Source organism: Empedobacter sp. ULE_I140, assembly GCF_053482575.1.
Genome location: NZ_JBQMTX010000001.1, coordinates 424540 through 449591, shown reverse-complemented (window position 1 = coordinate 449591; position 25052 = coordinate 424540). Strand labels below are relative to the sequence as shown.

Annotated in this window: 24 protein-coding genes; 19 read left to right on the top strand and 5 right to left on the bottom strand. The window is 31.0% G+C overall.

The genetic code is table 11. The features are described from left to right. Window positions 1–34: 34 nt before the first annotated feature. Entirely contained in the window at window positions 35–436 is a 402-nt protein-coding gene (locus ACTS9J_RS02085; protein WP_219034023.1) for a hypothetical protein, read from the bottom strand. 62 nt (window positions 437–498) lie between these two features. On the opposite strand from ACTS9J_RS02085, the gene ACTS9J_RS02080 reads away from it, so the two are divergent. Next, window positions 499–1011: a thioredoxin family protein gene (locus ACTS9J_RS02080; protein WP_448352782.1), complete on the top strand. Its 513-nt coding sequence runs from the start codon at window positions 499–501 to the stop codon at window positions 1009–1011. Window positions 1012–1047: 36 nt separating this feature from the next. Here the strand turns inward: ACTS9J_RS02080 and ACTS9J_RS02075 are convergent, their stop codons facing one another. Beyond that, the gene (locus tag ACTS9J_RS02075) at window positions 1048–1743 is read right to left on the bottom strand and encodes an ATP-binding cassette domain-containing protein (protein ID WP_221854406.1); all 696 of its coding nucleotides are present in this window, start codon (window positions 1741–1743) and stop codon (window positions 1048–1050) included. A 243-nt stretch (window positions 1744–1986) separates the two neighbouring features. Here ACTS9J_RS02075 and ACTS9J_RS02070 point away from each other — a divergent pair, with 243 nt between their 5' ends. From ACTS9J_RS02070 to ACTS9J_RS02020, 11 genes are all read left to right on the top strand, one after another. Continuing rightward, window positions 1987–2808 (top strand): prephenate dehydratase, encoded by an 822-nt coding sequence (locus tag ACTS9J_RS02070; protein ID WP_448352781.1) that lies wholly within the window; start codon window positions 1987–1989, stop codon window positions 2806–2808. Continuing rightward, window positions 2805–3947 carry a pyridoxal phosphate-dependent aminotransferase gene (locus ACTS9J_RS02065; RefSeq protein ID WP_448352780.1) on the top strand — a complete coding sequence of 381 codons (1143 nt, stop codon included), beginning with the start codon at window positions 2805–2807 and terminating at the stop codon, window positions 3945–3947. The genes ACTS9J_RS02070 and ACTS9J_RS02065 overlap by 4 nt, the downstream gene beginning before the upstream one ends. Continuing rightward, window positions 3944–4792, top strand: coding sequence for a prephenate dehydrogenase (locus ACTS9J_RS02060; RefSeq protein ID WP_286494950.1), 849 nt, complete (start codon window positions 3944–3946; stop codon window positions 4790–4792). Before ACTS9J_RS02065 ends, ACTS9J_RS02060 begins: the two co-directional genes overlap by 4 nt. A 46-nt stretch (window positions 4793–4838) precedes the next feature. Beyond that, window positions 4839–5918: a bifunctional 3-deoxy-7-phosphoheptulonate synthase/chorismate mutase type II gene (locus tag ACTS9J_RS02055; RefSeq protein ID WP_115002148.1), complete on the top strand. Its 1080-nt coding sequence runs from the start codon at window positions 4839–4841 to the stop codon at window positions 5916–5918. 6 nt (window positions 5919–5924) lie between these two features. Next, entirely contained in the window at window positions 5925–6845 is a 921-nt protein-coding gene (gene rsgA / locus ACTS9J_RS02050; protein WP_286494951.1) for a ribosome small subunit-dependent GTPase A, read from the top strand. A gap of 102 nt (window positions 6846–6947) precedes the next feature. Further along, window positions 6948–7220 (top strand): hypothetical protein, encoded by a 273-nt coding sequence (locus ACTS9J_RS02045; protein WP_038333228.1) that lies wholly within the window; start codon window positions 6948–6950, stop codon window positions 7218–7220. A gap of 135 nt (window positions 7221–7355) precedes the next feature. Further along, on the top strand, window positions 7356–7805 hold the full coding sequence (gene dtd, locus ACTS9J_RS02040; RefSeq protein ID WP_038333231.1) for a D-aminoacyl-tRNA deacylase: 450 nt from the start codon (window positions 7356–7358) through the stop codon (window positions 7803–7805). Window positions 7806–7824: 19 nt separating this feature from the next. Continuing rightward, window positions 7825–9717, top strand: coding sequence for a DUF3857 domain-containing protein (locus tag ACTS9J_RS02035; protein ID WP_038333234.1), 1893 nt, complete (start codon window positions 7825–7827; stop codon window positions 9715–9717). Between the two features lie 7 nt (window positions 9718–9724). Further along, a complete protein-coding gene (locus tag ACTS9J_RS02030; protein ID WP_416410063.1) occupies window positions 9725–11743 on the top strand; it encodes a DUF3857 domain-containing protein in 2019 nt (672 codons plus the stop codon). A gap of 88 nt (window positions 11744–11831) precedes the next feature. Continuing rightward, a complete protein-coding gene (locus ACTS9J_RS02025; protein WP_038333238.1) occupies window positions 11832–12158 on the top strand; it encodes a nucleotide pyrophosphohydrolase in 327 nt (108 codons plus the stop codon). 2 nt (window positions 12159–12160) lie between these two features. Next, a complete protein-coding gene (locus ACTS9J_RS02020) occupies window positions 12161–13384 on the top strand; it encodes a 3-phosphoshikimate 1-carboxyvinyltransferase (protein WP_448352779.1) in 1224 nt (407 codons plus the stop codon). 64 nt (window positions 13385–13448) lie between these two features. Here ACTS9J_RS02020 and ACTS9J_RS02015 read toward each other — a convergent pair whose 3' ends face one another. Both ACTS9J_RS02015 and ACTS9J_RS02010 read right to left on the bottom strand, forming a co-directional pair. Further along, a complete protein-coding gene (locus ACTS9J_RS02015; protein WP_448352778.1) occupies window positions 13449–15284 on the bottom strand; it encodes an ABC transporter ATP-binding protein in 1836 nt (611 codons plus the stop codon). Window positions 15285–15436: 152 nt separating this feature from the next. Next, window positions 15437–15862 carry a DUF2147 domain-containing protein gene (locus ACTS9J_RS02010; RefSeq protein ID WP_038333244.1) on the bottom strand — a complete coding sequence of 142 codons (426 nt, stop codon included), beginning with the start codon at window positions 15860–15862 and terminating at the stop codon, window positions 15437–15439. 332 nt (window positions 15863–16194) lie between these two features. Here ACTS9J_RS02010 and epsC point away from each other — a divergent pair, with 332 nt between their 5' ends. The 3 genes from epsC to clpB all read left to right on the top strand — a co-directional run bounded on the left by epsC (window position 16195) and on the right by clpB (window position 20659). Continuing rightward, window positions 16195–16968 carry a serine O-acetyltransferase EpsC gene (epsC, locus tag ACTS9J_RS02005; protein WP_291061237.1) on the top strand — a complete coding sequence of 258 codons (774 nt, stop codon included), beginning with the start codon at window positions 16195–16197 and terminating at the stop codon, window positions 16966–16968. 12 nt (window positions 16969–16980) lie between these two features. Next, window positions 16981–17889 (top strand): cysteine synthase A, encoded by a 909-nt coding sequence (gene cysK, locus ACTS9J_RS02000; protein WP_416410062.1) that lies wholly within the window; start codon window positions 16981–16983, stop codon window positions 17887–17889. A 157-nt stretch (window positions 17890–18046) separates the two neighbouring features. Then, window positions 18047–20659 carry an ATP-dependent chaperone ClpB gene (clpB, locus tag ACTS9J_RS01995; protein ID WP_291048033.1) on the top strand — a complete coding sequence of 871 codons (2613 nt, stop codon included), beginning with the start codon at window positions 18047–18049 and terminating at the stop codon, window positions 20657–20659. Between the two features lie 54 nt (window positions 20660–20713). Here the strand turns inward: clpB and ACTS9J_RS01990 are convergent, their stop codons facing one another. Continuing rightward, on the bottom strand, window positions 20714–21223 hold the full coding sequence (locus tag ACTS9J_RS01990) for a DUF2480 family protein (RefSeq protein WP_221855726.1): 510 nt from the start codon (window positions 21221–21223) through the stop codon (window positions 20714–20716). 100 nt (window positions 21224–21323) lie between these two features. Between ACTS9J_RS01990 and lpxB the strand changes: the two genes are divergently transcribed. From lpxB to ACTS9J_RS01970, 4 genes are all read left to right on the top strand, one after another. Then, window positions 21324–22436, top strand: a complete 1113-nt coding sequence (gene lpxB / locus ACTS9J_RS01985; protein WP_448352777.1) for a lipid-A-disaccharide synthase — start codon at window positions 21324–21326, stop codon at window positions 22434–22436. A gap of 248 nt (window positions 22437–22684) precedes the next feature. After that, entirely contained in the window at window positions 22685–23131 is a 447-nt protein-coding gene (locus ACTS9J_RS01980; RefSeq protein WP_416402711.1) for a hypothetical protein, read from the top strand. A gap of 13 nt (window positions 23132–23144) precedes the next feature. Beyond that, window positions 23145–23702: an RNA polymerase sigma factor gene (locus ACTS9J_RS01975; RefSeq protein WP_221855732.1), complete on the top strand. Its 558-nt coding sequence runs from the start codon at window positions 23145–23147 to the stop codon at window positions 23700–23702. Then, window positions 23689–25041: a hypothetical protein gene (locus tag ACTS9J_RS01970; RefSeq protein WP_448352776.1), complete on the top strand. Its 1353-nt coding sequence runs from the start codon at window positions 23689–23691 to the stop codon at window positions 25039–25041. The genes ACTS9J_RS01975 and ACTS9J_RS01970 overlap by 14 nt, the downstream gene beginning before the upstream one ends. Window positions 25042–25052: the final 11 nt, after the last annotated feature.

Here is a 25052-nt window from a genome sequence, read left to right as displayed (position 1 = left end):
TAATTTTGTGCAAAGATAATGATTTCCATTAAATTTATTTAACCGAAGAAACTCTGTTCAATTTTATATTTAATACATTTCCAGAATATGATTTCATTTCACCATAAAAACAATCGCAAGTCGCATTATAAGTTAAATCATAATAATTAGAAGTTTTATCAAGATTTATTTTTCTGAATTTGAGTTGAGGAAAATTAAACACAACAGAATCTGTCACATCTTTTTCATAACCATCTTGAAAATCAAATTCTATTTTTAATTTTGATTTATTTCTTGAAACATCCATAACCGCATCACTCTTTGTCAAAGGAACTTCTACCACTTTCGATTTATAATCCAAAAAATCTTGTTTCCATTTTCCTTCAATTGTTTTTATATTATTGGATGCGCAACTCACAAGAAATAGCAAAAAGATAAATCCTAAAAAATGTTTCATAAGTGTTAATTTTTTATTGAAAATACAATTATTTATTTACATTTACTTAAATACTTATTACAATGAAATTAAAAGCCTTAATCGTAAGTTTTATAATTGCTTTCGCAGGAATCGTAAACGCGCAAACAGCAACAGAAATATTAACAAAAGCTCAAAATCAAGCGAAGGTTGAAAATAAAAATGTCTTTTTAATTTTTCATGCTTCTTGGTGCGGATGGTGTAAAAAGATGGAAAAAAATATGGACGATCCAGCTGTGAAACCATATTTTGATGCGAATTATGTCAAAACATTTATTACTGTACAAGAACGTGCAGAGAAGAAAAATTTAGAAACTCCTGGTGGAGATGCTATCAATGAGAAATTAGGAGGAAAAAATCAAGGTTTGCCTTTTTGGGTAATTTTAGATTCGACTGGAAAAGTTTTAGAAGATTCTCGCGTAAATGGAGAAAATCTTGGTGGTCCAGCTTCTGAAGAAGAAGTAAATCACTTGATTGCAAAACTTGAAAAAACAACGAAAAACGATAAAGTTGATCCAGAAAAAATCAAAGAAGTTTTTATCTTGAAAAAGAAATAATTCACAAAAAAATCCGCTCAATGGACGGATTTTTTTTTATTGTGTTAAAACATGAAAAGCTTCTTCCAAGTTTTTATATTGTCCTTTAAATTCTTCTATCGGTTGATCGGCTACAATTTTTCCTTTATTCAAGAGGATTACACGCGAACAAAGCGCTTCAACTTCTTGCATAATATGTGTCGAAAGTATCACCGTTTTTTCTTTTCCAATTTCTTTAATTACCTCTCTAATTTCAATAATTTGATTTGGATCCAAACCATTTGTAGGCTCATCTAAAATTAAAATTTCTGGGCTAGAAATAATCGCTTGCGCCAATCCAACACGCTGTTTATATCCTTTAGATAATTGATGAATTTTCTTATGTTTTTCTGGTGATAAACCTACTTTTTCAATGACTTCATCAATTTTTGATTTAGGCACATTTCGAATATTTGTTACAAATTCCAAATACTCTTTTACATACATATCCATGTACAATGGATTATTTTCTTGCAAAAATCCAATAAACTTTTTCGACTCAATTGGTTGCGTCAAAACATTAAAATCATTCACAGAAATTTCACCAGAATCTGCATTTATTGCATTGGTAATACTTTTCATCAAAGTAGATTTTCCTGCTCCATTTGGTCCAAGTAAGCCAACAACTTCGCCATTATCTATTGAAAACGAAACTTTGTCTAAAGCCACCTGTTCACCGTATTTTTTTACTAAATCAGTAATGATTATTCCCATTTGATGAAAAATTTTCGATAAAATTAGCAAAAAAGATTTGGATAACTGAAAAATTATTTTTTAGATTTGTACTATAATTAGGAAAACGAAATGGCAACATTCAATTATTTTAACGCATTCTTTTTTTACTTTTTTGGGTATTATCCAGGAGAGCAGGGACTGCGTTGTCAAAATTGATTGTAAACATTCATAATAAGATAATATAAGGTCCCGCAATTTGTGGGACTTTTTTTGTGAAAAAAAATGAAAGAAAGAGTTGCAATACAAGGTTACATTGGTTCATATCATCACGAAGCTGCCAATAATTATTTAGGAAACAACATCGAAATTGTAGAATGCGACACATTCAAAACTTTAGCAAAGTCTCTTGCAAAGGAAAAAGTTGACAAAGCAATCATGGCAATTGAAAACACAATTGCTGGGGCAATTTTACCAAACTATGCATTGCTAACGAAATATAATTTGAAAGTTGTTGGAGAAATTTATTTATCAATCCAACATCAATTGATGGTAAAAAAAGGGCAAACTTTAGAAAATGTAAAAGAAGTTCGTTCGCACCAAATGGCATTGTTACAATGTGATAAGTTCTTTGAAAAACATCCAACATGGCGAGTTGTAAATGATATCGATACCGCATTAACAGCCAAAGATATTGTAGAACAAGATTTGAATGATGTTGCAGCAATAGCGTCGAGAAAAGCTGCAGAAGTTTATGGATTAGACATTTTAGCTTCGAGTATTCAGACGTTTCAAGATAATTTTACTCGCTTTTTTGTATTGCAACGCGAACACAACGATTACGAAGATTTCAATAAAGTTTCGATGCGTTTTTCTGTTCCACACCAATCTGGTGCTTTGGTTGACGTGTTAAATCAAATTGCAGAATGTGGAATAAATATGGACAAAATACAATCTGTTCCGATTATTGAAAAACCTTGGGAATACTCTTTCCACATTGATATTACGTTCGAGCAAAAAGAACAATATTATGAATTGCTTGGAAAAATTGCACGAAAATTAACGGATTTAGAAATATTAGGCGAATATAAACTGGGAGAAAAATGATAGCAGAAGCCCAACGATTACAAAGTGTTCAGGAATATTATTTCTCGAAAAAATTACAAGAAATAACGAACATGAAAACCGACATTCCTATTATTTCATTAGGAATTGGAAGTCCAGATTTACAACCTCATCCAGATGTGATCGAGGAATTAATCAAAAGTTCACGAAACGGAATCAATGGCTATCAAAGTTATCGCGGAATTCCAGAAATGCGCGAAGCAATGGCAAGTTTTTACAAAAACAAATTTGATGTAGACGCCAATCCTTCAACAGAAATTTTGCCACTTATGGGCTCTAAAGAAGGAATTATGCACATTTCGATGGCATTTTTGAATGAAGGTGATAAAGTTTTAATTCCAAATCCTGGATATCCAACTTATTCATCTGTTACAGAATTAGTGCAAGCAGAACCTTTATTCTACGATTTGAAAAATGAAAATGATTGGCTTCCAGATTTTGATCAGTTAGAAAAATTAGCCGAGCAAAAACCAAAAATTATGTGGCTCAATTATCCACATATGCCAACCGGAGCCAAAGCCCCAAAAGACGTTCTTAGAAAATTAGTAGAGTTTGCAACTCGTCACAATATCTTAATCGTAAATGATAATCCGTATAGTTTTATTTTGAACGATGAACCGACAAGCATCTTAGGAATTGAAGGTGCAAAAGATGTTTGTATCGAACTGAATTCATTAAGCAAAACCTTTAACATTGCAGGTTGGCGAGTAGGAATGGTGATTGGAAAAGAAAGTTTTATTAATTCTATTCTAAAAGTAAAGTCAAATATGGATTCGGGAATGAATTTTGCGATACAAAAAGCCGCGACAAAAGCTCTTTTAGTTGATGATTCTTGGTACGATGAATTAACAAAAATTTACGCAGAAAGACGAAGAATCATTTGGGAAATCGCTGATATTTTAAATGTAAAATATAATCCCAATGCAGCAGGAATGTTTATTTGGGCGAAGCTTCCAGAAGGAAAAGATGATAAAAAATTTATTGATGAAATTTTATACAATAAAAAAGTATTTATTACACCAGGAAGTATTTTCGGAAGCAATGGTGAAGGATTTATAAGATTTTCACTTTGCGCACCTGTCGAGAAGTTGATTGAAGTAAAGAGAAGATTAGAAGCATGAAAATAATTTCAGTAATCGGTTTAGGATTAATCGGAGGTTCTTTTGCTTTAGCATTAAAAAAAGTTGGTGTTGCCGAAAAAATAATCGGTGTTGATCAAAATATTGAACATCAAATTCAAGCTTTAGAATTAGGAATTGTGGATGAAATCGCTCCTTTGAATGAAGCACTTTCTCAATCAGATTTAGTAGTGATTGCGGTTCCAATTAATTCAATTCAAAAAGTTTTACCAGAGATTTTAGATCAAATTAATGATAAAACGATTGTAATGGACATGGGATCAACAAAAGCTGGAATTTGTAAAAAAGTTTTAAGTCATCCCAAAAGAAAACAATTTGTTGCCACACACCCAATCGCAGGAACGGAAAATTCTGGACCAAAAGCTGCTTTTCCTGAGTTGTTTTTAAACAAAGTTGCGATTTTGTGTGATATTGAAGAAAGCGAAAAAGAAGCAGTAAAAAAAGTAAGAAAAATTTATCAATCGCTCTGGATGAATGTTAAAACAATGACTTCGGAAGCGCATGATGCGCACATTGCGTACGTTTCTCATCTTTCGCACATTACATCTTTCGCTTTAGGACAAACAGTTTTGGAAGAAGAAAAGAATGAAGATGCAATTTTTGACATGGCTGGATCTGGTTTCGAATCTACGGTTCGTTTAGCAAAAAGTTCACCAGATATGTGGACACCAATTTTGATTCAGAATCGAGAAAATTTACTCAATGCTATTGATGCTTATCAAACTCAAATTTCTAAAATCAGAAAAATGATCGAAGAAAAAGACGCCGAAGATATTCATCAATATTTAAAAAACACAAACGACATACGTCGAATATTAAATAAATAATTACTCTCAAATAAAATAAATATTAAATCTTAAATTTGTAAATGTTATGGAAAACAATAACTGGATAAAAGAATACGATAAACCAATGATCATCGCTGGACCTTGTAGTGCAGAAAGTGAAAAACAAATGATGACAATCGCTGAAGATTTGGACAAAGATTATGTGCAAGTTTTCCGTGCGGGAATTTGGAAGCCTCGTACTAAACCAAATTGTTTCGAAGGAGTTGGTGCAATCGGATTAAACTGGTTGAAAAAAGTAAAAGACGAATTCGGAATGAAAATCGCAACTGAAATCGCCAATGCAAATCACGCAAAATTAGCGTTAGAATATGATGTTGACGTTTTATGGATTGGTGCTCGTTCTACGGTAAACCCTTTTACAGTACAAGAAATTGCTGAAGCTTTACGTGATACAGACAAAACAGTTTTGGTTAAAAATCCTGTAAATCCAGATTTAGATTTATGGATTGGTGCTTTGGAGCGTTTAGAAGGTCAAGGAATCAAAAACTTAGGTGCTATTCACCGTGGTTTTTCAACGTACAAAAAGACAAAATACCGTAACAATCCACAATGGCAAATTGCATTAGATTTCAAAAACAAATTACCAAACGTGCCAATTATTTGTGACCCATCACACATTTGCGGAAACAGAACAGGATTATTTGATGTTGCACAGCAAGCTTTCAACTTTGAATACAATGGATTGATGATCGAAACACACAATAATCCTGATGAAGCTTGGTCTGATGCAGCTCAACAAGTAACACCAGCTCGTTTATTAGAAATCTTAAAAGATTTAGAAATTCGTGTTTCTGATGATCCAGATGCAATTTACAAAACTGGAATTCAGAATTTACGTCATCAAATTGATGAATTAGATAACTCTATTTTAGATGCAATTGCTCAACGTATGAAAGTTGCAAACTCTATCGGAGAATTGAAAAAAGAACATAATGTGGCAGTTTTTCAGCCAGATCGTTGGAAACAAATCAAAGATAATTCTGTAAAAGCAGGAGTTTCTTTAGGTTTATCTGAAGATTTTGTTGACAAATTATTGCAAGCAATTCACCAAGAATCTGTTGCGCAACAAAACCAAATTATGGTAAAAAAAGAAGAAAAAATTTAAACAATATTGAAAGGAATTGTCATAAAATCTACTGGTAGTTGGTATCATCTTTTAACCGAAGATGGTGCAACCTATCAGGCAAGAATTAGGGGAAAATTTAGAATAGCCAATATCAAACATACCAATCCAATTGCTGTTGGAGATGAGGTTGAGTTTGAGATTGACAAAGATGATATTGCAGTCATTACAAAAATTCATGATCGCAAAAATTACATCATACGAAAATCTGTTAATCTATCCAAAAAAACGCATATTATTGCCTCTAACATTGATGTTGCTTTTTTGGTTGTAACGCTTTCTAATCCCAAAACTTCGTTTGGTTTTATTGACCGTTTTTTGATTACTGCCGAAGCTTATCATATTCCTGTTGTAATTTTATTCAACAAAATGGATTCATACACGGAAGATGAAATGGCTGAGTTAGAAATTTATAAATCAATTTACAATTCTATCGGTTACGAAAGTCTTGATATTTCTGCTGAAACTGGTCTAAATTTAGATCTTGTAAAAAATCGAATGAAAGATAAAGTGAGTTTGGTTTCGGGACATTCTGGCGTTGGAAAATCAACGTTGTTGAATACTTTAAATCCTGATTTAAACTTAAAAACGCATGAAGTTTCTGATTTTAATAGCAAAGGACAACATACCACTACTTTTGCACAGATGTACGAATGGCCTTTTGGAGGTTTTATTATCGATACGCCTGGAATTAAAGAATTTGGTTTGGTTCATATCGACAAAACCGAATTACAAGGTTATTTTCCTGAAATTTTAGATTTAAAACATAATTGTAAATTTGATAATTGTATACATGTTAACGAGCCAAAATGTGCCGTTCGAGATGCAGTAGAAAATGGTGAAATAGCAGTTTCTCGCTACGAAAATTATCTCACTTTTTTAGAAGAAGATATTTATACCGAAAAATAATTAAAAGCCATTTCTTTCGAAATGGCTTTTTTATTTTTTCAAATTACGGTTTCACGTAAAAATAATTCAACTTCTCATTTTATTTTTGTTAAAATTAATTGAATGAGCAATTTATCCGTACAAATCGCTTTAGATTTTGTGGAATGTACAAAGGAACAAAAAGAAAGATTTTTATTGCATTTAGAAGATTTAAATTGGAAACCATTAAATCCAAATAAATTGTGGACTGCTGAATTCGATAATTCTAAAAACAAAGAAAATAAACTAAAAAATATAGAACAAGAACTAATTAATGCAAAACAAATATCGAAGCTCTATGAGCTAGATTATGTGATAATTGCAGATGAGGAAATCTATTTTAACCAACTAACTTAAACCTATAGCGATTGCTTTCTAAACTTAAATTACAACAAGCGTTATAACACATCTAAAAGATGAGTTGTAACGCTTTTTTATTTGTTAATAATTTCTTAAATTTCAATCAATTTAATACCGATTAAAACAATATTTATGCGAGTGATTTTACAGCGTGTGCAACATGCTTCTGTAATGGTGGATGGAGAAATAACTGGAAAAATAGAAAGTGGAATTTTGACCTTGGTTGGCTTTGAACCTGATGATACGAAGGAAGATTTTGAATGGATTTCGAAAAAAATAATTCAACTTCGAGTTTTCAATGATGAAAATGATGTGATGAATTTAGATGTGCAACAAACAAATGGAGATATTTTGGTTGTTTCTCAATTTACGTTACATGCCTCTACGAAAAAAGGAAATCGTCCGTCATATATCAAAGCGTCAAAACCAGCTGTTGCAAACGAACAATATGAAACATTTTTGAACGTTTTAGAATCAAATTTCAAACCTGTACAAAGAGGAATTTTTGGTGCAGATATGAAAGTAGAATTATTGAATGATGGTCCTGTAACCATTTTTATCGATTCAAAAAATAAAGAATAACTTGATTAATAGATATTGAATGAAACAAACTCTACTTTTTTCAACTTTTTTGATTAGTTCATTTTCTTTTGCTCAAAACTATGCGGTCGATCAAATTCCATCCGATTTGATAAAAGATGCTTACGCTATTGTACGAAAAAATGAAGAAAAAATAGAACTTCTCAAAGTTGATGAATTAAAATATACGGAAGACGTTGTCGTAACGGTTTTGAGTAAAGCGGGCGATAATTATGTTGGTGCGCAAGCGAATTATGATGCAAATACAAAAATTGACTTATTCGAGGCAACTTTGTATGATGCAAATGGAAAAGAAATTAAAAAATTCAAGACCAAAGATTTTGGTGACCAAAGTTATGTAACAGGTGGACAAATGTACACGGATGATCGCATAAAATATTTGAATTATACTCCAACAAATTATCCTTACACGATACATTATAAAATTGTTACAACGAACAAAAATACACTTTGGATTCCGCGTTGGTCACCTATACGAGCAGCGAATTTATCAATCGAAAAATCGTCTTATCAATTTGTAAATAAAACATCTTCAACTATTCGATTGAAAGAAGATAATTTTAAAGGTTTTGACATTGCAAAAACAGGAGATAACAATAATTTGAGCTATTCATTAAACAATGTTTTGGCATTTAATGAAGAAGATCAAATGGTTGGAAGTCAAAAAATATTTCCTCGCGCTATTTTAGCTTCAAATCAAATTAATATCGATGGTGTTAAAGGAAATTTTGACAATTGGAATGATTACGGAAAATGGACTTTTGATAATTTAATTCGTTCAAAATTAGATTTTACTCCATCTCAAAAATTAACTTTTCAAAATATGGTCAAAGATGCAAAATCGGACGAAGAAAAAGTTCAGATTTTGTACAAACATTTGCAAAATAAAGTTCGATATATTGGCGTACAACTGGGAATTGGAGGACTTTCGCCTTTTCCAAATTCTTATGTTGAGAGCAAAAGTTATGGCGATTGCAAAGCCTTATCTAATTATATGATTGGAATGTTAGATGCAGTGAATATCAAATCGTATCACACCATATTATTTGCTGGAAATCCAATTGATATTGATGAACAAATGATGTATCAACAAGGAAATCACATGATTGTTTATATACCTCTAAATGGAAAAGATATTTGGTTAGAAGCAACAAGTCAAACAGCTCCTTATAATTATTTAGGTGATTTTGCAGGAAATAGAAAAGTATTAATTGTTGATGAAAAAGGCGGAAAAATTATTCCTTCGCAACAATTCAAAACAGAAGATAATCAATTATTCGTCAATGGAAATGCAACACTTTTAGCAGATGGAACATTAAATTTTGATTTTTCTGAAACTTCCAAAGGTTTGATTTATGAGAATTTTGCAAGATTTAATCAATTAAGCGAAAAAGATCTTGATGTTCGTTTAAAAAATCGATTTTCTTACTTACAAGGAATATCATTCAAAAAGAAAGAATTTAATAATGATTGGAAAAATGCTGTTTTTACTTCAAATTTCGAGTTTTCAGCACCAAATTATGCTAAAATTCAAGGAAATAACATCATTCTGAATATTATTCCAGTGAATAAAGAAGAGACTTCTGTCAAAAAAATGAAAGATAGAAAGTTTGATTTCAACATCGAGACAGGATATGTTGACGAAGTTTCGTATACATTGACACTTCCTTCTGGTTATAAATTACCACAAAAATTTGATGCTATAACCGTGAAATCTGCTTTTGGAGAATATCAATTAGAAATCAATCCGAAAGAAAATAATGCATTCGAAATAAAACGTATTTACAAACAATTTTCTGGAACTTTTTCGAAAGAAAAATACAACGAATATGTAGAATTTAGAAGACAAATTTCGGGTTACGACAACACAAAACTACTTTTAGAAAAATTATAACACTAATATGAAAACAATATTTACGATTGTTGCGACAGTTGCAACTGTTTCGAGTTTTGCACAAGATGTAAAATTTGGAAAACTATCTAAACAAGATTTCGAGAAAACAAAAAGTACAATTCAAGCTGATGCTCCAGCAGAAGTTTTATATGCTGACGGAAATTATAAAGTTAGTTTTAATACCAATCAAGGCGGTGTTGAGCAAACAAAAAAAGTTTTTTATAGAGTAATTGTTTTTGATAAGGATAAAACACCTGATGATGTTTTAAAAATAGAAATTCCTCTTTACAAAAGCTCAGGATCAGATCAAGATAAATTGATTACTTTAAAAGCGGTTACCTATAACCTTGAAAATGGAAAAATTGTTGAACAAAAAGTTGAGAAAAAAGATATTTTCTTAGATAAAGTCCATCGTTTTATGGATAAACAAACGTTTACATTTCCTAATGTAAAAAATGGATCGATCCTAGAATATACGTACGAAATTATTTCCCCTTTCTATGGAAATACTGATACGTGGTATTTTCAACAATCGATTCCTGTGGTTGCAAGTAATTTCACGATGCAAAATCAAGAACATTTTAATTATCAACAAGATTTGAGAGGTGCATTTGCTCCAAAATTAACAAAAAATTCTAAAGATGATACTTTTTCAACTACTTCTTTTGGAAACAGAGGTGTTTCATCTTTTGGGGGAAATATGGGAAATCAAGGCGCGACATCAAGTAACCACAAATTAAAAATTGACACGCAAACCTATTCATTAACTAATTTACCTTCTTATTCTCGCGAAGCTTATGTACTTAATCCGAGAAATATGTTAGCAAGTATTCAGTTTGAGTTAGCTTCATTTGTGGTTCCAGGAAGAACCTCAGAAAATTTTTCTACAACTTGGGAACGTATTGGTAAAGATTTGATGGATCATGAAGATTTTGGAAGACAATTAAATGGAAATAACTTTTTAGATGAAACAGTAAATACTACAATTGTTGGAAAATCTACAAATATTAAAAAAGCTCAAGCAATTTTCGATTATGTAAAAAACAACATCGCTTGGAATAATTATGTTGGTCAATATACAGATAAAGGAATTCGAAAAGCATTTAACGAAAAATCTGGAAATTCAGCGGATATCAATCTTATGTTAACAGCTATGTTGCGTAAAGCCGGATTAGACGCAAATCCAATTGTTTTGAGTACGTTGCAAAATGGTTTAATCAATTATTCGTTTCCTTCACGTAGCAAATTGAATTATGTAATTGTTGGAGCAACAATAGATAATGAATTTTATTTAATGGATGCAACTGATAAAAATGCTCAAATTAATTTATTACCAATTCGAGCAATTAACGATCGTGGATTTATGGTAAATGACAAAGGAATAAAAGAAGTTCCTCTTCGTAATTCGGTTATGACCAATGATAAAATATCAATTACGGCAGATTTAAAAGCTGATGGAAATTTGAAAGGTTTATTTTCTAATGTTCGTGATAATTATTTTTATATGTTTGATAAAAGTGAAATCGCAGATGATCCAAAAGCGTTTGAAAAAGAATTTGTAGAAGATTACAATTTTGAAATTTCAGAATTTAAAACACAAGATAACAAACAAAATGTAATCCGTCATCAATTCAAATTTGATGATGTAAAAGTAGATGTGGCTGGAAATAAAATATTATTCAATCCATTTTTATTTGTTGCGAATACAAAACATAATTTAAATCTAGATCAACGTAATTACAATATTGAGTTTGGTGCACCAACTACGAATACAAATACAGTTAAAATTAAAATTCCAGAAGGTTACAAAGTCGAATCTTTACCAACTGAAAAGCAATTTACAATGCCCGATCAAGCTGGTGGATATGCATATAAAGTAATTGAAAAAGATGGTTTTATTATCGCTCAAGCCCAAAAAGTTATTCCATACAGTATTTTACCTGCACAATACTATAAACCATTGAAAGAATTTTTAACAAATATTATTAATGCAGAAAGTCAGCAAGTGATTTTGGTAAAACAATAAAAAATATTCTAAACATCGAATAAAGCCAACTCCAAATACGAGTTGGCTTTTTATTTTTGTACCTTTAACTTTTAAAATTTAAAATAAGATGAGCCTTAAACAAGCACAAACAGACGTTGATAATTGGATAAAAGAACATGGTGTTCGTTATTTTAACGAATTAACAAATATGGCACAATTAACTGAAGAGGTAGGAGAAGTTGCACGTATTATTGCGCGTCGTTACGGTGAACAATCGGAGAAAGAATCTGATAAAAACAAAGATCTTGGCGAAGAATTGGCAGATGTTATTTTTGTAGCGCTTTGTTTGGCAAATCAAACAGGTGTTGATTTAGAATCAGCTTTTTACAAAAAATTAGATTATAAAACAAAACGTGACCACGATCGTCATCAAAATAATGATAAATTAAAATAAATATGATTGAAATTTCTGCTCTAAAATCTCCGATAAACAATCAATTAGCCATCACAGGTTCTAAAAGCGAAAGCAATCGTTTGTTGTTATTAAGTCAATTATTTGAGAATGTTTTGACATTAGAAAATGTTTCAAATTCAGAAGATTCTCAATTAATGCAAAAAGCGTTAGCGAACAAAAGTGATTTAGTTGATATTCACCACGCGGGAACTGCCATGCGATTTTTAACGGCTTATTTTTCTATTCAAGATGGACGAAAAATAACGTTGACAGGTTCTGAAAGAATGAAACAACGTCCAATAAAAGTTTTGGTTGATGCCTTGAATGAGCTGGGTGCAGAAATTTCGTATCAAGAAAACGAAGGTTATCCACCTTTATCGATTGTTGGAAAAAAAATAACGAAAGATTCTATTACAATCCCTTCTAACATTAGTTCTCAATATATCTCTGCTTTATGTTTGATTGGAACGAAATTAGAAAATGGATTAACGATTAATTTGGATGGAAAAATTATTTCTATTCCTTATATTCAAATGACAATTCAATTATTGAATAAAGTTGGAATTAATGCAATTTTCGAAGGAAATACAATCAAAATTCCTTTTACTGAAAACATCAAAGCTAAAACTTTACAAGTAGAATCTGATTGGAGTTCAGCTTCATATTATTATAGTTTGATTGCTTTATCGCAGAATTCTGAAATTAAAATCTCAACTTATTTCGAAGATTCTTTACAAGGAGATTCAGCTTTGCAACATATTTATGCAGAAAATTTTGGTGTAATTTCAACTTTTGAAAATGGAGTTTTAACATTGAAAAATGAAGATAATTTCATACCAAAATCAATCATCGAATTAAATTTAATCAATACTCCAGATATTGCACAGACGATTGCTGCAACTTGTGTGGGATTGAAAGCAAAATGTCATTTAACTGGTTTGGAAACACTAAAAATTAAAGAAACCGATCGTTTGGTTGCACTTAAAAATGAGTTGGAAAAATTTGGAGCAATTATTACAATTACAAACGATTCTTTAACGATAGAAGGTTATCATAATTTTGAAGAAACGCCGACTTTAGCGACTTACAATGACCATAGAATGGCAATGTGTATGGCGCCTTTGGCTCAAATTTACTCAATTCGAATTGAGAATGAAATGGTCGTAGAAAAATCATATCCAACATTTTGGGAAGATTGGAAACAACTTGGTTTTGAAATTAAATAGATTTAAAATATAAACTAAAAAATCCGCTTAATAAGCGGATTTTTTTAGTTTATAAAGTTAAGTTTTATTCAAAATTTTGCATGTTTACCAAATTAGCATAAACTCCTTTTTTCTCGATAAGCGAATGATGATTTCCTTCTTCAATAATTCTTCCTGCTTCCATTACCACAATTTTATCTGCATTCTGAATGGTTGATAAACGGTGCGCAATAACTAAAGAAGTACGATTTTGCATCATATTATTTAACGCAATTTGCACCAATTTTTCAGATTTAGTATCCAAAGCAGAAGTTGCTTCATCCAAAACCATAATCGGTGGATTTTTATAAACCGCACGTGCAATACTTAAACGTTGTTTTTGTCCACCAGAAAGTTTACTTCCTCCCTCACCTACTGACTCTTGATACTTTTCTGGCATTTTTACAATAAACTCTTCCGCATTTGCAATTTGTGCTGCATGTTCTACTTTTTCTAAATTTGGAGATTTATCACCTAATGAAATATTATTAAAAATTGTATCATTAAACAGAATCGAATCTTGCGTAACCAAACCAAATAACAAGCGATAATCATGTAATTTTATATGTTTGATATCAATTCCATCAATCAAAATTTGACCAGATTTTACATCCCAAAAACGAGTAATTAAATTAGCCAAAGTTGATTTTCCAGAACCAGACTGCCCAACTAAAGCAACCGTTTCTCCTTTGTTAATTGTTAAATTAAAATTCTCAATTACATTATGTTTTCCATAAGCAAATGTCACATTTCTAAACTCAATTTTATCTTCAAACGCATCAATTCCTTTAGCATCTGGAACATCTTTTATCGAAACGTCAGCATCCAAAACTTCAAAAATTCTCTTTGCAGAAACTTCTCCTTTTTGTACATCTGATAATGCTTTCGAAAAGCGTTTAATCGGATCTAATAATGTATAAAATGTTGCGATATAAAAGATGAATTGTGAACCTGTTAAACCATTTCCTTCTAACGATAACTTACCTCCAAAAAAAACAATTAATCCAATTGTAACAGCACCTAAAAATTCACTTGTTGGTGAAGCTAAAGCACGTTTTTTCATTACTTTTTGAAGATATTTTCGATAACGATTAATCGATTCATCAAAACGACCTTTTACTTGATCTTCAGCATTAAAAATTTTGATAATCTTAAGAGAAGAAAGTGTTTCGTCTACATAAGTAATAATATTAGATAATTCGTCTTGCGCATGAGTAGCAGCTTTTTTGAGACTTTTTCCAATCAACGAAATAATTGTTCCCATAATCGGGAAAACCAAAATAGCAAAAATCGTTAATTGATAACTTACAGTAAATAAGAATATCACAAAAACAATAATCATAATTGGTGAACGCACAAGTTCTACAAAAGAATTTAAGATATTCGATTCAACTTCATTTACATCACTTGACATACGATTTATCATATCGCCTTTTCGTTTTTCTGTAAAATAAGCAACTGGTAAATCGATAATTTTATTATGAATATCCACTCGCAAATCGCGTGTAACCCCAGAACGTAAATCGACCAAACAAGTTTCTGAAAGAAAACTGAAAATATTACGAAACAAAAATGCAATAATAAATACAACACACGAAATTGCTAATACATAAACTGGACCTTCGGTTTGCGACAATTGATTCATATAATAGCCCGAATAATCAGAAAAAAATTGTTTCAAATCAACTAAATGACCTGAATAAATCGGTTTGACTGTAATGTGTTTTTTATCTTCTCCGAAAAGCACACTCAATATAGGCATCATGAATGCTAATGCAACAATATTAAATAATGCATACATTAAATTAAAAAAAATTGCTGCAACAAATGAAGATTTGTAAGGTTTTATATAAGCAAACGCTCTGTTTTTATATGAACTCATTAATTTATTTTAGAAATAATCAAAAACTAAAGTTTTGAAGTTACAAATTTAAGCAAAAAAAATAATGACTATTCTTTTAGAAATAGTCATTATAGAGTAAAATTTTGTGGGTTTGATTACTCAGAGTAACCTTTTCGTTTTTGTTTTGATTTTTATTTAACTCGTTGCCAAGTTTGCGTTCTTCCTACAAGAGAAATCCCGATAAAACCTCTTACGTCTAATTTATCATTTCCGTTAAGAGACATTTTTGCTTTGTATTCCTTTCCACTATTAGGATCAATAATTTTTCCACCATTCCATTCTTTTCCATCTTTTTTAAGACCAGAAAGAATTTGCATTCCTAAAATTGGTTTATTTTTTAATGCGCCTGAACAATCTGTACATTTTGCATCTTCTTTTCCTTTTGTTAAAATCTTAGTGACTTTACCATAAAGTTTTCCATCTTTCTCGAAAATCTCTACGTAAGACTTCGCCTGTTTTGTCTCATCATCAATTGTTTTCCAAGTTCCAATTGGTGATTGCGCATACATTAAAGATGTCAACATAAAGAATAATCCGAATAAAATTGATTTTTTCATATTTTTATCCTTTAAAATTTATTTCACTAAAATAACTATTTTTTAGTGTAAATAAAACACTATGCTTTATTTTTTATAAAAATAATCTTTTTTAAACACATAAACCCTTTTATAATATTGATTACCAGTTATTTAATTTGATAAATAATTTTAAATAAATAAAAATAGATTTTATTCATAAAAGTCAAAACAGTGTATTATTATGCTTACATAGCAATAATAAAAGAGAAAGCATTTTTATGGGTTTTGTCATTTTTTCGACAATTTCTTCTTCAAGAATAAAAAAATGAATACATTCGCCTACTATTTTTATAGAGTTTATAGATTTAAGAATGTATCAGCTTACGAAATACAGTTTACCATTTAGAAAACAAGAAGTAGAACCGTTGATAGAATCCATTATTTATGATGAGATTTTTCAACAACCAAATCCTTTGTATAAGAAAGAAGATTTACTCAATCAATTCAATTCTATCTTGTTAAAAATTGTTCCTGAGGAGAAGTCGAATCAAATTAGTTTATACTTTTTTGAACAATTCAAACAACTTAGACAAGAATTAGAAGAACTGATTTTTGTTTTTTATGCAAATGATCCTGCATCTAAATCAGAAATTGAAATCATTTTAGCTTATCCAGGTTTTTTTGCGATTGCAATTCACCGTTTAGCACATATTCTCTATAAATTAAATACGCCAATTCTTCCCCGTTTTTTTTCTGAATATGCACATTCTAAAACTGGAATTGATATTCATCCTGGTGCTACAATTGGAAAAAATTTTTATATCGATCATGGTACAGGAATTGTGATTGGAGAAACAACATTGATTGGTGATCATGTAAAAATTTACCAAGGCGTAACATTAGGAGCGTTTTATGTTTCGAAAAATTTGGCTGATAAAAAACGTCATCCAACAATAGAAAACAATGTCACGATTTATGCTGGAGCCACTATTTTGGGAGGAACAACTGTAATTGGAGAAAATTCTATAATCGGTGGAAATGTTTGGATTACAGAAAGTATAGAAGAAGATTCTGTTGTCTATCAAGAGAATCAACCGCAAATAAAAAAACAAAAAAAAGAACAACATATCAATTATATCATCTAAAACCTTACAACAATGATTTACAATAACGTATTAGAAACTATAGGAAATACACCAATTATTAAACTAAATAAATTATTTCCCAACCATAATGTTTATATTAAAGTAGAAAAACAAAATCCAGGTGGATCAATTAAAGATCGTATTGCTTTAGCAATGATTGAAGATGCGGAAAAAGCTGGAATTTTAAAACCTGGAGGAACAATTATAGAACCTACTTCGGGTAATACAGGAATTGGCTTATCATTTGTTGCAGCTGTAAAAGGTTACAAAATGATTATCACAATGCCAGAATCAATGTCAATTGAGCGTCGAAAAATTATGGAAGCTTATGGTGCTGAATTTGTTTTAACGCCAAAAGAATTAGGAATGAAAGGCGCTATTGCAAAAGCACAAGAATTAGCCGAAACAATAGAAGGCGCTTGGGTTCCGCAACAATTTGAGAATAATTCGAATCCGACAGTTCATTATAATACAACTGCAAAAGAAATTCTTTCTGATTTTCCACAAGGAGTAGATTATTTAATCACAGGAGTTGGAACAGGTGGACATCTTTCTGGAATTGGAAAAGCATTGAAAGAAATTAATTCTTCAACAAAAGTTATCGCTGTAGAACCAACCGATTCTCCTGTCATTTCAGGAGGAAATCCTGGTCCACACGCGATTCAAGGAATTGGAGCAGGCTTTATTCCAACTAATTTAGATACTTTAATTGTTGATTCTTCTATTCAAATTACAAAAGAAGAAGCATATGAATTTGCAAAAAAAGTGGCTAAAGTAGAAGGTTTATTTGTTGGAATTTCGACAGGAGCTTCGCTGGCTGCAGTTGCAAAAACATTGAATGAAGTAGACAAAGAAGCAAAAATATTAACTGTCAACTACGATACTGGCGAACGCTATTTATCAGTAGAAGGTTTATTTTAAATACTATAAAAATTTTTAAACGAGAGGAGATGTTGTCAAAATGTCTCCTTTTTTTATTCAATATAGTCAAAAAGTCAGTTTTTAGGTTTTATTTCTACTTTGGAATTTTTTTTGATGAAGTACAACAAACAAAACCAATATAAAAAACTAAAAACCAATGGATTTTAATCAATTTACAATAAAGGGTCGTGAGGCGATTCAAGCAGCGCAGCAAATTGCAGTTGCTAAAAAAAATCAAGCAATAGAACCAGCTCATATTTTAGGCGGAATGATAGATGTTGATGAAAACGTATTATCATTAATCTTAGAAAAACAAGGTGTAAAAATGGATATGTTGAAACCAGAGCTGGATTTAGAAATCAATAAATATCCAAAAATTGAAGGTCAACAAGGAAATCATCTTTCCAATTCATCTAACCAAATTTTGCAATCTGCACAAGAAATTGCAAAAGAGATGAACGATGATTTTATCACATTAGAGCATTTATTATTAGGTATAATCAAGAATGTATCACCTGTAAGTCAGTTATTAAAAAATAGAGGTGTTACATTCGACAACACAAAAAAATTAGTAACAGAATTGAGAAACGGAGAAAGAGTAACTTCTGAAAACGCAGAAGGAACATATAATTCATTAAATAAATACGCTAAAAATTTAACAGATTTAGCAAAAGAAGGAAAATTAGATCCTGTAATTGGACGTGACGAAGAAATTCGTCGTGTTTTACAAATTCTATCTCGTCGTACAAAAAATAACCCAATCCTTATTGGTGAACCAGGTGTTGGTAAAACTGCTATAGCAGAAGGTTTAGCTCATCGTATCATCAATGGAGATGTTCCTGAAAATCTTTTGAATAAACAAATTTTTTCATTGGATATGGGAGCTTTGGTTGCGGGTGCAAAATACAAAGGTGAGTTCGAAGAGCGTTTGAAAGCCGTTGTAAAAGAGGTAACTGCTTCGAATGGAGAAATTATTTTATTCATCGATGAGATTCACACGCTTGTTGGTGCTGGCGGTGGCGGAGAAGGCGCAATGGATGCAGCAAACATCCTAAAACCTGCTTTGGCTCGTGGCGAATTACGTTCGATTGGTGCTACAACTTTGAATGAATATCAAAAATATTTTGAAAAAGATAAAGCTTTAGAGCGTCGTTTCCAGAAAGTAATGGTTGAAGAGCCAGATGAAGAATCTGCAATTTCTATTCTGCGTGGAATCAAAGATAAATATGAGCAACACCATAAAATTGGAATCAAAGACGAAGCAATTATTGCGGCTGTAAAATTATCAACACGTTATATTACAGATCGTTTTTTACCAGATAAGGCCATCGATTTGATGGACGAAGCGGCTTCTAAGTTGAGAATGGAAATGAATTCTAAACCAGAAGATTTAGATAAATTAGATCGTAGAATTATTCAGTTGGAAATAGAAATTGAAGCGATAAAACGTGAAAATGATGAGAAAAAATTGAATCTTTTGAAAGAAGAATTATCTAATCTTCAAGACGAAAGAAATCAATTGAATTCAAAATGGGAAGCGGAAAGAAATCGTGCCGATGAAGTTCAAGATTTAAGAAAATCTATCGAAAATATCAAATTCGAAATTGAGCGTGCAAAACGTGATTATGATTATGCAAAAGCCTCAAAATTAGAGTTTGAAGATTTAGTAAATGCAAAAAATAATTTAGAAGAAGCTGAACATAATCTTGAACAGAATAAACAAAACAAACTAGTAAAAGAGTTTGTTGATGCAGATGATATTGCAGAAGTTGTATCAAAATGGACTGGAGTTCCAGCTCAGAAAATGATGCAATCTGACCGCGAAAAATTATTGAATTTAGAAAGCGAATTACACAAACGTGTACTTGGACAAGAAGAAGCAATTACGGCTGTTTCTGATGCAATTCGTCGTTCTCGCGCAGGTCTTAGTGACGAAGGAAAACCAATTGGTTCGTTCTTATTCTTAGGTTCGACTGGTGTTGGGAAAACTGAGTTAGCAAAAGCTTTGGCTGAATTTTTATTCGATGATGAAAATGCAATGACTCGTATCGACATGTCCGAATATCAGGAGCGACATGCAGTTTCTCGCTTGGTTGGGGCACCTCCGGGTTACGTTGGTTACGACGAAGGTGGTCAGTTAACAGAAGCAGTTCGTCGTCGTCCTTATTCAGTTATTTTGTTGGACGAAATTGAGAAAGCGCATCCAGATGTTTTCAATATTTTGTTACAAGTTTTGGATGACGGACGTTTGACAGACAACAAAGGTCGTGTGGTTAACTTTAAAAATACGATTATCATTATGACATCGAATTTTGGTTCTCATACGATTTTGGATAAATTCTCGAATATTGACGAAAATAATGTGGCGCAAGTTTATGATGAAACAAAAGATGTCGTTTTTGAGGAATTGAAACAAAACTTTAGACCAGAATTTTTGAATCGTATTGATGAAATTATTTTGTTCCGTCCATTGAGTGAAAATCAAATTTCTGGAATCGTGAATATCTATTTAAGCGGAGTTGCTAAGAAATTAGCACAACGTGATATTACATTAGATATTACGCCAGAAGCTGTCGATTATTTAGCAAGAAAAGGCTACGATCCACAATTCGGAGCACGACCATTGAAACGAGTTATTCAACAAGATGTATTAAATGAACTTTCAAAAGAAATTTTAAAAGGAACAATAAATGATAATGATGCGGTTTTAATCGATTATTTCGAAGAAAAACCTGGAGATAATAAATTAGTTTTCAGAACTAATCAATAAGTATATTACGATTTTATTCATGTGTAAAAAAATCCGCTCGTTGAGCGGATTTTTTTATTTCTTCTTTTTATAAAGCGGAACAGTGCTACACGCTTCACCAAACATTAACGAACTTACAATTGGTTGTAAACGTTCAATCAACTGAATATAAGCTGATTCTGGTACAGGTTTGTGAGAGCAACCTTTCACAATTATTTTTCCATCAACATAATCTTCATAAGGCAAATGATCTACAATTTCTGTGTACAAAATCGTATCCAAATCTTGTAAACTTCCATGTACAATTCGTTTCGCAATTGGCGACAAATAGGTTGCGACCAACAAATAAGCCCAAGACGGAACAATCGCATCCGCAGTACACGTTAACGCTACATATTTATCTTGATATTGTGTCCAATCATGATTTTTCAGATTTTCTCTAAAATCCTTTTCTCTAAGAATCAATTCTTCATATAACCAATCTTTCAAGTCAAAAACAACACGATCTCCATCAGGGTAATAATCCTGTAAATCAATTGTTACTAAACTACTATTGGCAACTTTATTTATAATTTCGTCTGACATTTTTCTTTGTTTGAAAGAGTAAATTTACGCAATAAAAAACATTGAAATCTACTCCACTTATAGATTTCTCCTATCTTTGTAAGAAGAAAAATGATTTCCATTGAAATACTATATCATTGCAGGTGAAGCTTCGGGCGATTTGCACGCATCGAACTTAATGAAAAAATTAAAATTAAAAGATCCACAAGCTGAATTCAGATTTTGGGGAGGAGATTTGATGCAAATGCAAGGCGGAACTTTAGTCAAACATTACAGAGATTTGGCGTTTATGGGTTTTGCTGAAGTTGTAATGAATTTAAGAACGATTTTAGGAAATATTTCGGTTGCTAAAAAAGACATCGAAACTTATCAGCCAGATGCAGTTATTTTAGTTGATTATCCTGGTTTTAATCTCAGAATTGCTGAATTTGTAAAAAGTCTTGGAATTAAAGTTTATTATTATATTTCGCCACAAATTTGGGCTTGGAAAACTGGTCGAGTTCATAAAATCAAAAAAGTTGTCGACAAAATGTTTGTGATTCTTCCGTTCGAAGAAGAATTTTATCAACGTTACAATTACAAAGTAGATTTTGTTGGAAATCCATTATTAGACTCGTTGAATAATCTTCCGCCAATTGATGAACAACAATTTAGAAAAGACAATAATTTAGACGAAAGACCAATTATTGCTTTACTTCCTGGAAGTCGAACACAAGAAATTAAAGTCAAATTACCTTTGATGCTTTCAGTGGAAAAAGATTTTCCCGATTATCAATTTGTTGTAGCGGGTGCTCCATCTCAACCAATCGAAAATTATAAAAAAATTGCAGGAAACGATTTGAAAATTGTAGAGAATAAAACCTACGATTTATTGCGCGTTTCTCATGCAGCTTTGGTTACATCAGGAACAGCAACTTTAGAAACTGCTTTACTGAAAGTTCCAGAAGTTGTTTGCTACAAAGGAAATGCAATTTCGTACGAAATCGGAAAACGTGTTGTAAAAAACATTCGTTTTATTTCGTTGGTGAACTTGATTATGGATGAAGAAGTGGTGAAAGAGTTGATTCAATATGATTTAACTTACGAAAATATCAAACGAGAATTAGATTTAATTTTAAATTCTCCTAAACGAGAAAAAATCATGAAAAGCTATGAAAAATTGTATCATAAACTTGGTGGAATTGGTGCTTCAGAAAGAACCGCTTCACTAATTATTGAGGACTTAAAAAAATAATTTAAAAAAAAGTAAAAGTTTGACGCAACCTTTTATTGTTTTTTTTATCTTGTAAGCTATAGATGTCATTCAGATCTAATTATTAAAATGTTTCAGGATTGACTTAATTAAAGTTTACACCTATTCTAACAAAGGTAATCCTCTTGATTTTCAAGGGGATTTCTTATTCTATATGTTAATTTCTTATTCTTTCACGCAACCTTTTCTAAAATCTATATCTTATTTTTATAACGATTAAAACTCATACAATGAAATTAATGAAAAGATTAAGCATGTTTGCTTTGGTAGGTATTTTAGGTTTATCAACATTTAGTTGTTTAAATAATGATGATGCAGATTTTGTAAACTATGGTTACTTTACAACGGAAGGAGTTACTGTTAATCCAGACTCTATTATGCCTATGAACCAAACAACAAATGTTAGAGTTAATTATTCTAAAACAAATTCTTGTCAAGAATTTATTCAATTTAGTTTATTAGGTGGAAAACAAGATGACTCAATTCAATATATTGGAGTTTTAGGTTCTCAAGGAAGTGGACAATCTTGTTTACCTTCGACAAGTATCGAATCTAAAATTTTAAAATTTACACCTAAAAAAGCTGGTAAATACACATTAAAATTTTGGACAGGTAAAAACTCAGAAAATAAAGATACTTATAACGATTCTATCGTTTTAGACATTAAAGAAAAATAAAGTCCAATAAGTTTTGAATAGTGACTCTCTTGAAATTTTAATCAAGCAATGTCAAGAACAAAATAGAAAAGCTCAAGAAGAAATTTATATTGAGTTTTCGTCTGTTTTGTTCTCGATCTGTCTTCGTTATGCCGAAAATCACGAAGATGCGCAAGATATTTTTCAAGAGGGTTTTATTCATATCTTCAATAAAATAAATCAATTCAAGTTCGAAGGATCTTTTGAAGGTTGGATGAAACGGATAATGGTAAATCTTAATTTAGAAAAACTAAAAAAGAAGAATAATTTACCTTTTGAAGATTTCGAAAATCTCATTATAACACAGGAAGATGACGACGAAGTTGAAGAAGATTTTGATTATCAACAGTTGTTAGAAGCCGTTCATAATCTTCCACCACAATATAGGCAAGTTTTTAACCTCTACGTTTTTGAAGAATATTCGCACCAAGAAATTGCAGAAATGCTGACCATTTCGGTTGGAACTTCAAAATCAAACTTATCAAGAGCACGAAATTTATTAAAACAAAAACTCAATCAATTAAAAACTGTCACAGAAGATGAACAAATTTGATCAACATATTAAAGATAAACTCTCGCAACCACAACTTCCTCCTTTGGATGCTTGGAAAAATATTCAAGAGAAATTAGACGAGAAAGAAAAGAAAAAACGCATCATTCCTTTATTTTATTGGATTGGTTCTACAGCAGCGTGTTTAGTTGCGGGAATTTCTATTTATTATTTTAATCAAAATGATGCGGTTAACGTTAATCATACTCCGACTAATGAAGTTGTAAAAACGAAATCGACATCTAAAGAATCCACCAAAAAAGATTGGAATAATATTGAACATACAAATGAAAAGTCTTTTGATAATAAGATTGTTTCTTCTGTAAAAAAATCGACTGAATCAAATCAAAAGATAATTCAAAGTTCAAGTTCATATTTTGAAAATATAATTGGAGAATCATCTTTATTTTCGAATATAATTCCAAATCAAAAAGAAGATAAAACACAAGAATTAGGTAAAACAAGTTCAACTCAAAAAGATAATTTTGTTCAAAATAATTCTATAAATACTCCAAAAAATGAAGTTTCTGAGAAAGAAGTTAAACTTAACATTTTAGAGGAAAAACCATTAGAATTAGTTCTTCAAGAAGAAAAAAAGAAGAAAAAAGAGAAAGTAGAAATCAAACAGAAATCTCCACTTCTGACGATCTCTTCGTACATCAATCCTACAAAAATGTTAGATTCTAAATCTATTTTAGCGGATGAATTTAACGATCATACTATCAAAAACAATTTGACTGTCACTTACGGTGCAAAGATTTCTGTCCGTATAAATGATAAGATAAATGTCCGTTCGGGAATTTCAAAAGTTGAGTTGGAACAAAATACAACCAATATAAATTCGGGAATCAATACAGGTGTTTATGCACTTTCTGCAAACATGCCAAAATCACCGAACAATATCACATATCATTCGAATATTAGAGTTGTAGATGATAATACATCACATACGACAATGACCATGTTGTCTTCTGAAACCAATACTATGGAACAAAAAGTTCATTATATCGAAGTTCCATTAGAAGTTGAATATAAATTGGCAAGTTTTGATAAATTCAATATTCTAGCAATAGCGGGAGGAAGTTATTATGCTGTAACGAAAAATTCTATTTCATTGGCTGATGCTAATACAAGATCAAATTATAAATTAGGCGAAGCAAATAACTTAAATAATTCGAGTTATAGCGCTAACGCAGGGGTTAAGTTAGAATATAATTTATCAAATAAATCAAGTATAAATTTGGAACCAAATTATAGATATATGCTAAATCCATTGAAAAATGTAGATGCTAAAAATCCTTCTTTATTAGGATTGAATTTAGGTTTTTCAATTAAATTTTAACAAAAAAAAGA